General features: G+C 44.3%; 13 protein-coding genes. 3 read left to right on the top strand and 10 right to left on the bottom strand.

Annotated elements, in window-relative coordinates:
• The first annotated feature begins 165 nt into the window (after positions 1-165).
• Entirely contained in the window at positions 166-543 is a 378-nt protein-coding gene (locus tag VA249_RS08220) for a transporter (protein ID WP_221067643.1), read from the top strand.
• A gap of 81 nt (positions 544-624) precedes the next feature.
• Here VA249_RS08220 and VA249_RS08215 read toward each other — a convergent pair whose 3' ends face one another.
• The 7 genes from VA249_RS08215 to VA249_RS08185 form a co-directional block, all read right to left on the bottom strand.
• Entirely contained in the window at positions 625-1,728 is a 1,104-nt protein-coding gene (locus VA249_RS08215; RefSeq protein WP_221067642.1) for a phosphoribosylaminoimidazolesuccinocarboxamide synthase, read from the bottom strand.
• A gap of 206 nt (positions 1,729-1,934) precedes the next feature.
• Positions 1,935-2,327, bottom strand: a complete 393-nt coding sequence (locus VA249_RS08210; protein WP_221067641.1) for a SulA-like leucine-rich domain-containing protein — start codon at positions 2,325-2,327, stop codon at positions 1,935-1,937.
• A 383-nt stretch (positions 2,328-2,710) separates the two neighbouring features.
• Complete coding sequence (locus VA249_RS08205; RefSeq protein WP_164837171.1) at positions 2,711-2,896, bottom strand: hypothetical protein; 186 nt, start codon at positions 2,894-2,896, stop codon at positions 2,711-2,713.
• A gap of 175 nt (positions 2,897-3,071) precedes the next feature.
• A complete protein-coding gene (locus VA249_RS08200) occupies positions 3,072-4,052 on the bottom strand; it encodes a J domain-containing protein (protein ID WP_221067640.1) in 981 nt (326 codons plus the stop codon).
• 74 nt (positions 4,053-4,126) lie between these two features.
• Entirely contained in the window at positions 4,127-4,795 is a 669-nt protein-coding gene (locus VA249_RS08195) for a YiaD family glycine zipper/OmpA-like lipoprotein (protein ID WP_128810729.1), read from the bottom strand.
• A 151-nt stretch (positions 4,796-4,946) separates the two neighbouring features.
• Complete coding sequence (locus VA249_RS08190) at positions 4,947-5,648, bottom strand: DUF2786 domain-containing protein (RefSeq protein ID WP_211916462.1); 702 nt, start codon at positions 5,646-5,648, stop codon at positions 4,947-4,949.
• 152 nt (positions 5,649-5,800) lie between these two features.
• Positions 5,801-6,481 (bottom strand): DUF3334 family protein, encoded by a 681-nt coding sequence (locus VA249_RS08185; protein ID WP_211916463.1) that lies wholly within the window; start codon positions 6,479-6,481, stop codon positions 5,801-5,803.
• Positions 6,482-6,735: 254 nt separating this feature from the next.
• On the opposite strand from VA249_RS08185, the gene ydiJ reads away from it, so the two are divergent.
• Both ydiJ and VA249_RS08175 read left to right on the top strand, forming a co-directional pair.
• Positions 6,736-9,771, top strand: coding sequence for a D-2-hydroxyglutarate dehydrogenase YdiJ (gene ydiJ, locus VA249_RS08180; protein WP_221067639.1), 3,036 nt, complete (start codon positions 6,736-6,738; stop codon positions 9,769-9,771).
• A 91-nt stretch (positions 9,772-9,862) separates the two neighbouring features.
• On the top strand, positions 9,863-10,324 hold the full coding sequence (locus VA249_RS08175) for a methyltransferase family protein (protein ID WP_128810733.1): 462 nt from the start codon (positions 9,863-9,865) through the stop codon (positions 10,322-10,324).
• A 75-nt stretch (positions 10,325-10,399) separates the two neighbouring features.
• Here the strand turns inward: VA249_RS08175 and VA249_RS08170 are convergent, their stop codons facing one another.
• The 3 genes from VA249_RS08170 to hutU form a co-directional block, all read right to left on the bottom strand.
• On the bottom strand, positions 10,400-11,125 hold the full coding sequence (locus VA249_RS08170; protein ID WP_221067638.1) for a DUF3581 domain-containing protein: 726 nt from the start codon (positions 11,123-11,125) through the stop codon (positions 10,400-10,402).
• A 349-nt stretch (positions 11,126-11,474) separates the two neighbouring features.
• Positions 11,475-13,010: a histidine ammonia-lyase gene (hutH, locus tag VA249_RS08165; protein ID WP_221067637.1), complete on the bottom strand. Its 1,536-nt coding sequence runs from the start codon at positions 13,008-13,010 to the stop codon at positions 11,475-11,477.
• A gap of 11 nt (positions 13,011-13,021) precedes the next feature.
• Complete coding sequence (gene hutU, locus VA249_RS08160; RefSeq protein WP_221067636.1) at positions 13,022-14,719, bottom strand: urocanate hydratase; 1,698 nt, start codon at positions 14,717-14,719, stop codon at positions 13,022-13,024.
• Positions 14,720-14,725: the final 6 nt, after the last annotated feature.

Here is a 14,725-nt window from a genome sequence, read left to right as displayed (position 1 = left end):
CACACATAGCTAATATGTGTATGGTTTGTTATGAGATTGATTTTAATATTTCCTTTTGTAAATAAAATCGGGAATAAAAGACCAATGTTTTATATCCTATTGCTATATCAAAGTAATTGTACGATATTTCGTATAACTCAATTTTGTTGGGTGTAGAGGTATAGGATGAAGCACCAAGGAAAGACATGCATTGAATTCGACTACACCAGTTTTTTAGGCGCATCAGGAAGTAAAAAATGGACCTTCGTTGAGGCTTTTTCTACTATTGCTCCTATTTTTGGTTTGTTGTGGAAGCAAAACATCGCAGAATTAAGCAAACCAGAGGATCGTCTCTGGGAAGCAGCATTAAAATCGATGTCTTCACGTCAAAGCGACGAATCAAATCTCGTGAAGTTAGCAAAGCTAGCTCAGCATGAGGGAATACAAGAACTACGCGTAGTCATGCCTTATTCGTTAGACTCAGAACAAATTGAGTACATCGAAGCTCGAAGTCAACTAAAAGTAGATATCACAGAGCAAGACGTACTTAACTTGAAACTCTAACGAGAAGTATGAAATCAATAAAGCGACCGCACAACCGGTCGCTTTTTTTGTTTGGATTCCGGTTGATTTTTAACCGGGTAGCTAATCAATTAGCCCGTATTCTTTGCTAAGAATTTCAATGATCTCCGCTTTCGGGTTGTCACTGAGTGCGATTGGTTTTCCTGTGATCTTTTCAGCAATACCAATGTAAGTGCGAGAAATATCCATCAATGATTCAACTGGAAGATCATTATCACGGGCTAATGCTTCACGCTCAGGCATACGCTCTTTATTGAGTAAAATGTCCGGATCTGGGAAGTGGTTAAGTAAGAACTGGCGGAACCCTTCTTTTGAGTTTTCAACAATGTTGCCCGCTAAGTATTCTTTTGTATCCCAAATACGTGAAGAGTCCGGTGTGCCCACTTCATCCATGTAAATTAGCTTTTCGTTACCAACGGCGTCATGTACATAGCCAAACTCAAACTTAGTATCAACAAACGTTTGGTCAATGGCTTCAAGCGCATCGCTAATAACACTGAAACCCTCTTTTAATAGCTTTTCGTATTGCGCGATGTCTTCTGCACTTGAGAAGTTAAATGCTCCAAAGTTGTCGACAATATTTTGGCGAGTAATATTCACGTCATCCGCTTCAGGAACGCCTGGGATACCTTTCAAAATGCCTTTAGTTGATGGTGTCATCAGCAGTTCTGGTAGGGCTTTGTCTTTCTCTAAGCCTTCAGGGAGTTGAATACCGCAGAATTCGCGTTCACCATTCGCATAAGCACGCCACATCGAACCTGTAATGTACTTACGGCAGATCGCTTCTATTTTAACTGGCTTCGCTTTTTGAACAATCCATACAAACGGGTGAGGTATATCAAGAATATGGCTATCAGCTAGACCGTTATCTTTAAACAGTTTAAACCAGTGATTCGAAATTGCGTTTAGTGCGGCGCCTTTGCCCGGAACGCCTTTTAGGCCGCCCTCACCATGCCAGATACAATCGAATGCAGAGATGCGATCACTAATTACCATAATGGCTAATGGCGCATTAGGTGCGACATCGTATCCTTTTTCTTTGATCAGTCGTGCACTGTCTTCTTCTGTTAGCCAATAAACAGAGCGAACTTTTCCGCTGTGTACTGGTTTTTTTGTGCGAATTGGCAGGTCGTCATTGACGGCAAGTACTTGATTGGCAAGGCTCATTGCGACATTCCTATCATATTATTCAAACGTCATAATAGAGGATATATTCAGCAAAAAATTAACGCTAAATAAATCGAATGTGGGCATCATACCAGAACTATTTTAAGTCGCCAGATAAAAAGCAAACGTTTGCTTATTTTTCTTAGAATACAAAAAAGCCTCCCAAAACAAGGAGGCGAGATGCAGGATGGATAACGTCGATCTTATTAGTGGTACTTATTCACTCTGCCGTCGACGAAAAAGACTTCACACTGATAACGTTGAGCAATATTACGAAGCATCGACTGATTCATTGGTGCAATCTTACTTGATGCAACAACGGCACTTGCATTGCCAGAACGAATCGCCTTGATGACGATTTCAACTTCAGAAAGTTGCTGAGATGGTTTCATTTGAATGATGTTTTGACAGCGAATATTAGAACCAGCAAGTTGTTCAAAATCAGGGCGAGGGCACTCAGCCGTAAACAGGATCCACTGTTTTTGTTGAGACAACACGGCCAACTTAGAAAGAAGTTGGTCAGACACATCCATAGGTTGCGTTGTTTGCGCCAATACGTTGTAGCGTGAGTATGTATGAGATTGACTTTGTAACTGCATCTTACTGTTCCTTTATACATGCTGTATGTCTATACAGTAGTTTGTTTTTGAAAAGTGATCAACCAATTTTTATGAGTGTAAGAGCGTATATGGATATAAATAGTCTTTTGTTTTTACTTTAACTGATTGAAATTAATGGTTTTTATTGAAATGTGCCTATGATGAAATAGAACAGAAAAATGTGAGGTGAGTGGCAGGTAAGAGGTAAAAGCAGTCAATGATCAGTACTGTATATACAGGTGTTCAGTACTGTTCATACAGTACTAAAAGGCTAAGTGCTGCATAGCTAAATCGATCTAAGTGAGCCCTTTGGGTATTAAGTGGCATCAAAAAAGCGCCTTAAAAAAGACGCCTTTGAAAATCAGTTCCGTTGATTTTTTTGTTTAGCCTAATTGCTGTGCCATGCGTTCGCGCATTTTCATTTCGCCTTGGTTGAAAAGGCGGACATCGATTTTTGCAATGTCGTAGCAAGATTCGCAAGAACGATTAAATTTACCATCGAGGTAATCATGACGAGCAACAAAACTAGGTTTTTTGCACCAGTCGCAGGTGCCTTCTTCTGTGAACATTGATTTTCTCCCCACCTACATGAATTTGAGTCGCTAGGTGTTATTTTTCACGGCCATTATGACATAGAAATCATATTGAAGTTAAATGTCTGTTAATTCGTTTGAGAGCGAGATCGATTGCGAGCCTTTGATTTCAGGAAATAAGATGTTCAAATAGAAGTAATAGAGTGATTATTTACTGTTTTGTAACATTTTGTGAGATTACGTTGAAAGCGTGATTTAAACGTTTCATTTCTTCCTGAGAGCCTCGCGAATCAGGGTGATAGAGTTTTGACAATTGTCTGTAGCGCAGTTTCAGTGCTTTACTGTCAGGAATTGAGTGAGGAGTATAGCCAAATGTTGCACAAGCAATGGCTAAGGTTTGACTCTCTGACTGGCTTTTAATTTTTTTAAACTCTTTGAAGACTTTTTCTAGCTGACGTTTGAGCTGTTTGTTTGTAAATTGAAGCTCATTTACTTGTGTTTGTAGGCGTTGAGATTCTGACACATCGTTTACGGTATCCGCTTTCGTTTTTATGGTGTGTCTACGATATGCACCAAACCCAAGTAATATAACAAAGATGATCCCTGTTAAGGTGTACCATTGGTAATGAGTGTCGGTGTTCTGCTTCGGTCGATGTTCAACTTTTTCACGCATTTCTTCGTCTGTGGCTTCTTTATCGAGCGTTACGATTTCTGAGAGTTGCTTGGCGCGAAGTTGATTGAAGCGTTGCTCCAAGAATTGATTGTACGCCTGCTCGGCTTTAGGGTTTTTAAGTGCAGCGAGTTGATACCATGCTTCGATGAGATCTGCATTGGACACATCGGTCTGATGATGCTCGACAAAACTAGCTAAGAGAAATCCACGATCTTGTGGGTCATTGAGCGCAACAGATGTAAACCAGTAAACCGCTTGGGTAAAATCCACACGCCCAGTAAGCCCGCGAGCGTAATCTTCTGCCAATTGTTTTTGTGCGGGTATAAAGCCTTGATGGGCAGATTGCTCTAGCCAATATCGAACATCAGGGCGCGAGGCGGATTCATTCGTTAAGGCGAGCGATTGTGCCAGTTCAAATTGCGCTTCAGGTTGAGTAGGAGTAGGTGTTTGAGTTGCACATGCGCTGTACGATACGCAAACGCTAAAAATAAGGCTATAAGCAGTGGTTTTGAACGACATTGTGTGTCAGGTCTAGCGAAAGTCGCTAGACCTGCTCCGATAATATGATCTATTACCGATATGGTGCTACCAAATTACTTCAGTGGCAAGATCTGGATTTCAACACGACGGTTGCAAGCACGACCTTCTGATGTTTGGTTTGAACACAGTGGGTTACGCTCACCGTAGCCACGAGCAATCGCGCGGCCTGGTGCAACGTTTTGTGACACTAAGAATTGACGTACAGACTCTGCGCGGCGCTCAGAGAGTGTTTGGTTGTATGAATCACTACCAGTGCTGTCCGTGTAGCCATCAATTACTAGGCTTGTGTCTGGGTACTCAACGAGGATACGAGCCACACCACGTAGTGTATTATGGATGCCTGCGTCTAGTTGGTAAGAGCTTGAAGAGAAGCCAATGCCGTTTTCCATACGAAGTAGTAGCTGGTTTTCACCAACGCGCTCAACCTGTACACCAGAGTTAAGTAACGCACGACGAAGTTCGGCTTCTTGTTGATCAAAGTAGTAACCAACACCAGCACCAGTTGCACCACCAGCAGCGGCACCAATTAGCGCGTGTTTACGTCGCTCTTTCGCATTGTCACCTGTCGCAAGACCAATTGCTGCACCAGCGATCGCACCGATCAGAGCGCCTTGCGTCGTTGAATTTGTTTCGTATTCGCCCGTTGTGGCATTTTGACGTTGAGTGGCTTGACAGCCAGTAAGAGCAAGCACTAACGCAAGTGCGATAGACATCTTTTTCAAGGGAAAATCTCCGTATAAAATTGAGGCGCAAATGCGCCTCACAAAGTGATTCGAATTATGGAGTAGGTGTTATTGATATTTGTTATGCGAACGTCAGATTGATAAGCGTGTTGTAAGCTTTTTCTTGTTGTTGGCGACGTTGTAACCAAAATTACGATCGGTTTGTTGTATCACCTAACATTTTTCTCGCTTGTGCGCCGCCAACCCCTCGGTTTACCGACACCTTGCGACCTTTTTTTAAGCCAACTTCGTAATCTTCGGTCAGATTTTTCATCGCTTCTTTGAGTTGTTTCTTGAACGTTTCACGATCAATATTCTTGAACTCTTTATCTATGTAATTATTGATTTTGTTTGCTGACTCTTCATCAGGTGAGATCACCGGTAGCTTTTCTAGCGCACCCTCGACCCAACCTGAAACATAAGAGTTTACGCGGCGAGTGACTTCGAGCGAAGAGGTGCCAGAGCCTGCAAAACTATTTCGAAATTGGCCAGTACTTTCATTTAGCTCGCGATAGATGATATCAAAAGCGAAAGCAGCGAAAATTGCGCGGTCTGCCTCACCGATAAATTCAACACGTTTAAGCCCTTTGTGATTCAATAGTACGGCTTCAACACCAAATTTAGTGTTAATGCCTCGAATCACGCGCAATAGTGTAGAGCTGATATTGGCTGGCAACAGATGTGAGGATTGAGTCTTACCCATTTTGATAAACTCAATATCATCTTTGTCTAAGCCATATTTGAGCATGAGGTTGTGCGCCATTTTTATAGCGTTAGCAGCTTCATTCACATTGGCGGAGTTGCCCAGTTCTAAACACTTGGCAATTTTTTTCAGAGCTTTTTGTTTATCCATCGACGACCAGTCATGAGTACCAAAATTTAAGAAGTCGGATATATTACCTTTTTTGGCTCAAAAACGAAACAAGGGGCGTGAGGGGAATAGGAAAAGAAAAAACAAACCCCTTATGGAAAGGGGCTTGATGAGGGTTATGTTCTTTAAAAAAGTTACAGACCGAGTTGGTCAAGTAGATCATCCGCTTCGTTTTTAGTGCTTACTGTACTCGCAGTGCTTTTTTCCATGCTTTTGCGTGTTGCTTCTAAAATGTCATCTGGGTTTTCATCTTCGACCACGTCAAACTCTTCAAGTTGGATGAATTCAGTTTTATCCATAGCCAGTTCTAGATAGAAAATATTGTTGTTTTCTGTTGAGAATGTCACGCGACGTGCCTGAGGGCGATCTAGGTTGGTATCCACTTGCAATATGACTTGTTTATTAAGCGCGAGCATTTTCGGTTGGTTTTGTGTGATATTGGTTTGCAGTTCTTTGCGTATCTTATTCGTGAAGTTACCAACCAATTGATTCATCAGTTCACCAAGGACATCGCCAACTTCATCAGAAGTATGTGAGATCGCAAGCTCTTCTTCAGGCATGCCCATGTTACGCATGTAGTTGGTATAGATCTCAAGTGCCGCTTTTGCTGTGAAGTTAATAACAACAAGCCCGGTAAAACCGCCATCAAACAAGACAAAGCAACCAAAGTCAGGCTTTAAGCTCGTTTTATTGATCTTTTGCACCATTGCCGAGTAGTTAATTTGAGAAGACGTAGCCGAAGTAAGAACACTTGAGACGGATTTGCATAATTTTAGGAGGATATCTTCGGTTGTGACGACTTTATTCTTTTTCATTATTAGAGCTCATTATAAAAAGGCGATTTATCCCTAAATGTAAGGCATCCGACCTAAAGAAATAAAGCATAAGTTCATATCTTCTATTGAGATTCTGATTTGAACGCTTTTTTAAATGTTGTAAAGTGAGGGAATTCAAAGAATATGACTCCATTCACGTTGTTTACTTGCTCTTTGAACAGGATGCAATGTGAATGATTAAGAATTAGATAACCCGCAGCTGATCGGATCAGCGCAGTAGGGGCAGGAAGCAAATGTTACCAAGATTACACTCGCAAACGGATGTTGATCCTCTTGTTCTTCGTTTTCTTAAAGAACTCGAACACGCCGGGTTTACTGGCGATATCGAGAGCCAATATTCCAGTCGTCTTGCGGTTGCCACTGATAACAGTGTCTATCAGCAATTACCTCAAGCTGTGGTTCATCCTCGAACCACACAAGATGTCTCTCTCATCGGTAAACTCAGCAATAAGGAAGAATACGAACGCATTACGTTTTCTCCTAGAGGTGGTGGTACCGGCACAAATGGCCAATCGCTCACTAAAGGTATTGTGGTTGATCTGTCTCGTCACATGAACCGAGTTCTAGAAGTGAACGAACAAGAAGGATGGGTGCGTGTTCAGACCGGGGTCGTGAAAGACCAACTGAATGATGCCATTCGTCCTTATGGTTATTTTTTCTCTCCAGACTTATCGACCAGTAACCGCGCTACCATTGGTGGCATGATCAACACGGACGCTTCTGGGCAAGGCTCATTGAAATACGGAAAAACGTCCGATCACGTACTTTCACTCCAAGCGGTGTTTGCTGATGGATCAATTTTAGAGTCAGATCTTTCTCACGGATTGCCAAACGAGGGTGAATTTGCGGATACCGCCATTCGGGTCACAGAGTCGGTTTGCCGAGAAAAGCGTCAGCAAATCAATGATAAATTCCCCCCTCTAAATCGTTTTTTAACTGGTTATGACTTAAAGAACGCTTATGATGAAGAGCAAGATCGTTTCGATATTACCCGAGTGCTGTGTGGGGCTGAGGGGTCGTTGGCATTCATTACTGAAGCTAAATTGAACCTAACGCGTATTCCTAAAGCTCGTACCTTGGTTAACGTAAAATACAATAGTTTTGATTCAGCGCTGCGTAATGCACCATTTATGGTTCAGGCGAATGCGTTATCGGTTGAAACGGTGGATTCAAAAGTTCTTAATCTCGCTAAGCAAGACATTGTTTGGCATACCGTCAGCGACTTAATCACCGATGTTCCAGACAAAGAGATGCTTGGTATTAACATGGTGGAATACGCGGGTCAGGATGAAGAAGAAGTGGCGTCTCAAGTCGCCTATCTGACGGCCAAGCTAGACGACATGTTAGAAACGGAAGAAGCTGGCATCATTGGCTATCAAGTGTGCAGTGATGTAGCAAGCATCGGGCGTATCTATAACATGCGTAAAAAAGCGGTGGGTCTACTTGGCGCGGCAAAAGGTCGCGCTAAACCCGTCGCATTTGCTGAAGATACTTGCGTACCACCAGAAAACTTGGCTGATTTTATTGTTGAGTTTCGTGAGTTATTAGATGCAAAGTCCCTTAACTATGGCATGTTTGGTCACGTGGATGCTGGCGTATTGCACGTTCGTCCGGCACTCGATCTGTGTGACCCTCATCAAGAAGCGTTGATGCATGAAATCTCTGATGAAGTGGTCAAGCTGGTGGCGAAATATGGCGGTTTGATGTGGGGTGAGCACGGAAAAGGATTTCGTTCAGAATACGGCCCAGAGTTCTTTGGCGAAGCCTTGTTTACCGAGTTAAGGCGCGTAAAAGCGGCTTTCGATCCACATAACAAAATGAATCCAGGTAAGATTTGTACACCACTCAATAGCGACGCGGAGCTGGTAAAGATAACCGACACCAAGCGCGGTTATTATGACCGACAGATTGACGTTCAAGTCCGTGATAGCTTTAAACAAGCGATGGAATGTAACGGTAACGGCTTGTGTTTCAACTACGATACTAGTTCGCCAATGTGCCCTTCGATGAAAGTCACGGCAGACCGTCGTCACTCACCAAAAGGGCGTGCGGGTTTAGTACGTGAATGGTTACGCCAGCTCACGGAACAAGGTATTGATATCCTCGACTTAGAGCAACAAACGCTGGAAAACAAAACCTCTGTTAAAACGATGATTGATCGTGTTCGTCATTCGATCAATCGTCGCCATGAATACGATTTCTCACATGAAGTTTATGAGGCGATGAATGGCTGTTTAGCGTGTAAGGCGTGTGCAAGTCAGTGCCCGATTAAAGTCGATGTGCCGAGCTTTCGTTCTCGTTTCCTTAATATTTACCACTCACGCTATCAACGCCCAGCGAAAGATTACTTGGTATCAAACATTGAGTCGATGTTGCCATTGATGGCGAAAGCACCAAGTGTTGTGAATGGGGTATTAAAGCAATCTTGGGTACAGAGCTTAACGGCCTCGGCAGTGGGTTACGTGGATGCTCCTTTATTGTCTGTACCGACGCTAAAACAGCGCGTAGACAGTTTAACGACAGCTTATGACTTGCAAGCACTAAGAGGCTTACCAAGCGAAGACAAACAAAACCATGTGTTGATTGTTCAAGACCCATTTACCAGTTACTACGATGCTGATGTTGTGGAAGACTTTATTAAGCTCGTTAAAAAGCTGGGTATGAATCCTGTTCTTCTGCCGTTTAAACCTAATGGTAAAGCACAACATATTAAAGGGTTCCTACGCCAGTTTAAGAACACGGCGCAAGATACGGCAAAATTTTTGGAAATGGTGGCGGATTTAGATATCCCCATGGTTGGGGTTGATCCTGCATTGGTGCTTTGTTATCGCGATGAGTATGAGGAAATCCTAGGAAGTAAACGCGGAAAGTTTGACGTATTGACCGCGCATGAGTGGTTATACCCAAGATTGAGCGAGTTCACCGCTATTGAGTCTGGTGAAGCAACGCCCTGGTATTTATTTGCGCACTGTACCGAAAAAACAAAGCTGCCGAACGCTGAAAAAGAGTGGGGCGCAATCTTTGCTCATTTTGGTGCAACGCTGAATACGGTTCCGGTTGGATGTTGCGGTATGGCGGGGACCTTCGGGCATGAAGTGGATAAACTGTCTATGTCTCGTGATATCTATGATCTCAGTTGGAAGCCAAACTTGGATAAACTCGATGCTGAACGCTGCTTGATTACAGGTTATTCATGCCGAAGCCAAGTGAAGCGCTTTGAGAATGTAAAACCAAAGCACCCAGTCCAAGCATTGCTAACCTTGCTATAATACGTCTTGAAAGCCCAGTCTAACTGGGCTTTTTGTCACTAACAGCTTGTCATACGACGATGAATGCGTTCATTTCATAAGGACATGAAAATTGAAGAAACTTGAGCTAAAAGTCCCACCTGTTGCTTTGTTCTTGCTGGTGGTATTACTGATGTACGGCTTAAAAGAGATGATGCCGGGGCTAAAAATTACCGTACCATTTGTGGGTTTTGTATCTATCGGGTTAGCATCGATTGCCATTTGTGTTGGTGTCGCGGGTGTTATGGAGTTTCGCAAAGCAAAAACGACGGTAAACCCAGTCAAACCAGAGTCTGCGTCGACAGTGGTTGATTCGGGCATTTTTTCTTATACACGTAATCCAATGTACGTTGCATTATTACTCGTCATCATTGCTTTAGGCTTATGGTGGCAACACTTGAGTGTGATTTTGTGTAGCGTATTGTTTGTCGCCTACATGAACCGGTTTCAAATTAAGCCTGAAGAACGTGCACTAGAAAGGTTGTTCGGTGAAGATTACGTCGATTACAAGAATCAGGTACGTCGATGGATTTAACGAGTCTTATAAGAGTAAAAGCAATAAAAAATAGCCCAGCAGAGATGCTGGGCTATTTTTTTAATTTTTGCAGCGTTAAGCCGCTTTAGCGAACTTTGCTAGGAATGCATCCTTACGTTCATGAAAACGCTGTACAAGATCGTCAACGGCGTCTTGGTCATAAGGTTTAAGGCCACTTGCGACCATTCGTTTGATGCCTTTGCCTACAATTTCGCCGTCTTGTTTAAAGGCAAAGTTGAGTGTTACGACACCGCGTTTGCCTTCAACATCGAAAGTCGCACCTGTGAAGTCCACTTCCGGATGAGTAAGATCGAGACGGCAGAATTCCACTTCCATACTTTCGTAGATAACAAGAGGGCGCTGGCAGTTGATCATCATTTGTTTCTCTTCCATCAGAGGAACCATGATGTGAGGGAAGTTCATCCCTGAGAATTGAACGTAGTTTGTCACTACATGTTCAATAAATGCTGGGTCATGGTTAGTTTCACCTTCACGAGACATGCGTAAGTATTCTTTGCCTGCTTCGTCGATGACTGCACTTTCTTTCTCACATTTATTTTCAATGTGAAGTGCAACACCATCGTTCACCATTCCAGAGAAGTTAAAACGCATCTTTTGGCTGATTCCCTCTTTGCTTAGTAGAACCGCAAAAAGTAGGTCGCCTGGTACGCAAAAGCGTTTATTATCTTCATCGTGAATAGGGTTGTAATCACCAGCAACGCGCTTAGCAAAGTGACTTGCCTGCTCGCGAGTGAACTGAAATTGGTGATTAGTGCTTGAAAAATAAGGTGTTAGAAACATAATTTTTACGTAGTAACCAAAACTGTCAGAGATTATATGCGAATATCTGCGTAGCAATGGTCCATCCAGTGAAAACTTCACGGTATCTTAACAATGAAACGATAATGCAAAGGAATAAAGTGTCCAAAAGGACGCGCTTACCTCGTATTGTTCAATATATTAATCAATCAACAAGTTATCCCTTTCACAGTAAGTAAGTTATCAGAGTCCGTGCAGAAAAAAGATGGGGCTCCATTTTCATTGGTTAGCTCGATACGTAAGAGACAGTAAAGGCTCCAGCGAGGAGCCTTTATATTTCGCCAAACCTTTTGTATTTCGTGGACCCTTTTTTCTTAGAGGCTTGGACGACTTAGTGCACGCTAGGCAATAAGCTTTCTGGCATCAGCGCATTGTGCAGTGCCAATTTGAGTAACGCATTAGCATGTTCAATATCGGGTGCAAAGAATCGGTCTTTATCGTAGAAAGAGACCTTTTCACGTAGCATTTGCTTCGCGATTTCAATGCGCTCTGATGACTTATTCGGCGCTCGGAAATCGAGACCTTGAGCTGCGGATAGGTACTCAACCGCTAAAATACCACGCGTGTTTTCTCCCATCTCTTTCAAACGACGACCTGCGAACGTAGCCATTGATACATGGTCTTCTTGGTTCGCGGATGTTGGCAAGCTATCCACAGATGCAGGATGTGCTAGCGTTTTATTTTCGCTCGCCAATGCTGCAGCGGTAACTTGAGCAATCATAAATCCAGAGTTCACGCCGCCATTGTCGACAAGGAAAGGAGGAAGCTTAGATAGAGCACTATCAATAAGTAGCGCCATGCGGCGTTCTGATAAGCTACCAATTTCGGCAATCGCAAGGGCGAGATTATCCGCTGCCATTGCGACGGGCTCTGCATGGAAGTTACCACCTGAGATAATGTCGTTATCTTCTGCGAACACAAGTGGGTTGTCTGAGACGGAGTTTGCTTCTACTTGTAATATGTCTGCAGCATTACGGATTTGCTGCAAACACGCGCCCATCACTTGAGGCTGACAACGCAGTGAGTATGGGTCTTGTACTTTTTCACAATCAGTGTGAGATTCACCAATTTCACTGGTTGCTTCAAGCAGATGACGGTATGCATGAGCGGCGTCCATTTGGCTGCGGTGACCACGTACGCGGTGGATACGTGGATCGAATGGTCGACGGCTACCCAGTGCCGCTTCTACCGACATTGCGCCACACACCGTCGCCGATGAGAAAAGGTCTTCTGCGATGAACAAGCCCTCAAGCGCAAAAGCTGTTGAAGCTTGCGTACCGTTAAGAAGTGCAAGCCCTTCTTTTGGGGCAAGAGTGATTGGCTCAAGACCTGCGATTTGCAGTGCTTCTAAACCGGAGATGATTTTCCCATTGTGGCGAGCTTCCCCTTCACCTAGCAGTACAGTGCTCATGTGAGCGAGGGGAGCTAAGTCACCAGACGCGCCAACGGAACCTTTTTTGGGTACGCATGGGTAAACTTGTGCATTGACCAAATCAATCAACATATTGATGACTTTTAAACGCAAGCCAGAGAAGCCACGGGCGAGGCTGTTAATTTTTAGCACCATCATCAAACGAACAGTTTCGTCTGACATTAATTTGCCAATACCAGCAGCATGAGAGAGAACGATGCTGCGTTGCAACGTTTCCAGATCTTCTGGTGCAATGCGCGTATTGGCTAACAAACCAAAACCGGTGTTAATGCCGTACACGGTGCGATCTTCAGCAATCACGCGGTCGACGACTTGTGTGCTTTCATCAATTGCTGGAATGGCTTCTGGATCGAGCGTAAGGTTGACAGGTGATCGGCTCACCTGACGCAGTTCGTTTAAGCTAATATGGCCTGGCTTTAGCGTTAAATTGAGCATTTCTTTCATCCTTACTTCAGCTTTTTCAGTTCTTCGTTGAGCATTGGTAAATCCAACTTTTGTTCGGCAGCGCATTGTTTTGCGATGTCGTAGCCTGCATCTGCGTGGCGCATTACGCCCGTTGCTGGGTCATTGTGGAGCACGCGAGCGATACGCTCGGACGCATCTTCGCTACCGTCACAGCAAATCACCATGCCAGAGTGTTGAGAGAAACCCATGCCAACGCCACCACCATGATGCAGCGACACCCAAGTTGCACCACCTGCGGTGTTTAAGAGGGCGTTGAGTAGTGGCCAATCTGAAACCGCATCGGAGCCATCCATCATCCCCTCGGTTTCTCGGTTTGGACTGGCAACCGACCCAGAATCAAGATGATCACGACCAATGACCACAGGCGCTTTTAATTCACCGTTTTTGACCATCTCATTGAATGCTTGGCCGAGACGTTCGCGATCTTTCAAGCCAACCCAACAAATACGTGCTGGTAGGCCTTGGAACTGAATGCGTTCACGTGCCATGTCTAACCAGTTATGCAGATGCGGATTGTCAGGAATGAGCTCTTTCACTTTTTGATCGGTTTTGTAGATGTCTTCTGGATCGCCAGATAGGGCAGCCCAGCGGAATGGCCCAATGCCTTCGCAGAATAGAGGTCGAATGTAAGCAGGTACGAATCCTGGGAAATCAAACGCGTTCTCAACGCCTTCTTCCAAGGCCATTTGGCGAATGTTGTTGCCGTAATCGAGTGTCGCTGCGCCACGGCTTTGTAGGTCCAGCATCGCTTGCACTTGCACTGCCATGGACTTTTTGGCCGCTTTTACGACGGCTGCTTCGTCTTGCAAACGCATTTCTGCGGCGTGGGACATGCTCCAGCCTTGAGGCAAATAGCCATTAAGTGGATCGTGTGCGGAGGTTTGATCGGTTACGACATCTGGGGTGATGTTACGTTCAACCAATTCTGAGAAAATATCAGCCGCATTACCTAGCAGACCTACAGAGATTGGGGTTTCGGACTCGTTGATGATCGCCAGAGCTTCATCTAGCGATGTGGCTTTTTCGTCGACATAGCCAGTACGTAGGCGGTAATCAATACGTGACTCGTCACACTCGACAGCAATCATTGAAAAACCGGCCATGGTGCCAGCCAATGTTTGCGCACCACCCATACCGCCCAAACCGCCAGTGAGAATCCAGCGACCTTTTGCATCGCCATCGAAGTGTTTTTTCGCCACCGATACAAAGGTCTCGTAAGTACCTTGAACGATGCCTTGTGAGCCAATGTAAATCCAGCTGCCTGCGGTCATTTGGCCGTACATCATCAAACCTTGTTTATCGAGCTCATTGAAGTGCTCCCAGTTTGCCCAATGTGGTACGAGGTTTGAGTTCGCGATGAGAACGCGAGGTGCATTTTTGTGGGTAGGAAAAACACCCACCGGCTTGCCAGATTGCACTAAAAGAGTTTGGTCGTCGTCGAGTCTCTCTAATACTTCAACCATTTTATCGAAGCATTCCCAATTGCGGGCCGCACGACCAATACCACCATAAACCACTAAAGAGTGTGGGTGCTCAGCAACATCTGGGTCAAGGTTGTTCATTAACATGCGAAGAGGGGCTTCAGTAAGCCAAGATTTGGCGCGCAGTTCATTACCGCGTGGAGCACGAATTGTTCTGCTTGTATCAAGTCGTGGATCTTGTCCCTGGCGCTGTGTCATTTTAAG

This window comes from Vibrio alfacsensis (assembly GCF_019670485.1).
GTDB classification, from domain to species: domain Bacteria; phylum Pseudomonadota; class Gammaproteobacteria; order Enterobacterales; family Vibrionaceae; genus Vibrio; species Vibrio alfacsensis.
The sequence above is the reverse complement of the archived record's forward strand: the minus strand, read 5'-3'. Positions and strand labels throughout refer to the sequence as shown.

What these genes read in the sequence shown, in the direction of transcription:
- VA249_RS08220 (WP_221067643.1), top strand. Translation starts at nt 166, where the DNA reads ATGAAGCACCAAGGAAAGACATGCATTGAATTCGACTACACCAGTTTT.
- VA249_RS08200 (WP_221067640.1), bottom strand. Translation starts at nt 4,052, where the DNA reads ATGTCGTTCAAAACCACTGCTTATAGCCTTATTTTTAGCGTTTGCGTA.
- hutU (WP_221067636.1), bottom strand. Translation starts at nt 14,719, where the DNA reads ATGACACAGCGCCAGGGACAAGATCCACGACTTGATACAAGCAGAACA.
- VA249_RS08190 (WP_211916462.1), bottom strand. Translation starts at nt 5,648, where the DNA reads ATGGATAAACAAAAAGCTCTGAAAAAAATTGCCAAGTGTTTAGAACTG.
- hutH (WP_221067637.1), bottom strand. Translation starts at nt 13,010, where the DNA reads ATGCTCAATTTAACGCTAAAGCCAGGCCATATTAGCTTAAACGAACTG.
- ydiJ (WP_221067639.1), top strand. Translation starts at nt 6,736, where the DNA reads ATGTTACCAAGATTACACTCGCAAACGGATGTTGATCCTCTTGTTCTT.
- VA249_RS08210 (WP_221067641.1), bottom strand. Translation starts at nt 2,327, where the DNA reads ATGCAGTTACAAAGTCAATCTCATACATACTCACGCTACAACGTATTG.
- VA249_RS08215 (WP_221067642.1), bottom strand. Translation starts at nt 1,728, where the DNA reads ATGAGCCTTGCCAATCAAGTACTTGCCGTCAATGACGACCTGCCAATT.
- VA249_RS08170 (WP_221067638.1), bottom strand. Translation starts at nt 11,125, where the DNA reads ATGTTTCTAACACCTTATTTTTCAAGCACTAATCACCAATTTCAGTTC.
- VA249_RS08185 (WP_211916463.1), bottom strand. Translation starts at nt 6,481, where the DNA reads ATGAAAAAGAATAAAGTCGTCACAACCGAAGATATCCTCCTAAAATTA.
- VA249_RS08205 (WP_164837171.1), bottom strand. Translation starts at nt 2,896, where the DNA reads ATGTTCACAGAAGAAGGCACCTGCGACTGGTGCAAAAAACCTAGTTTT.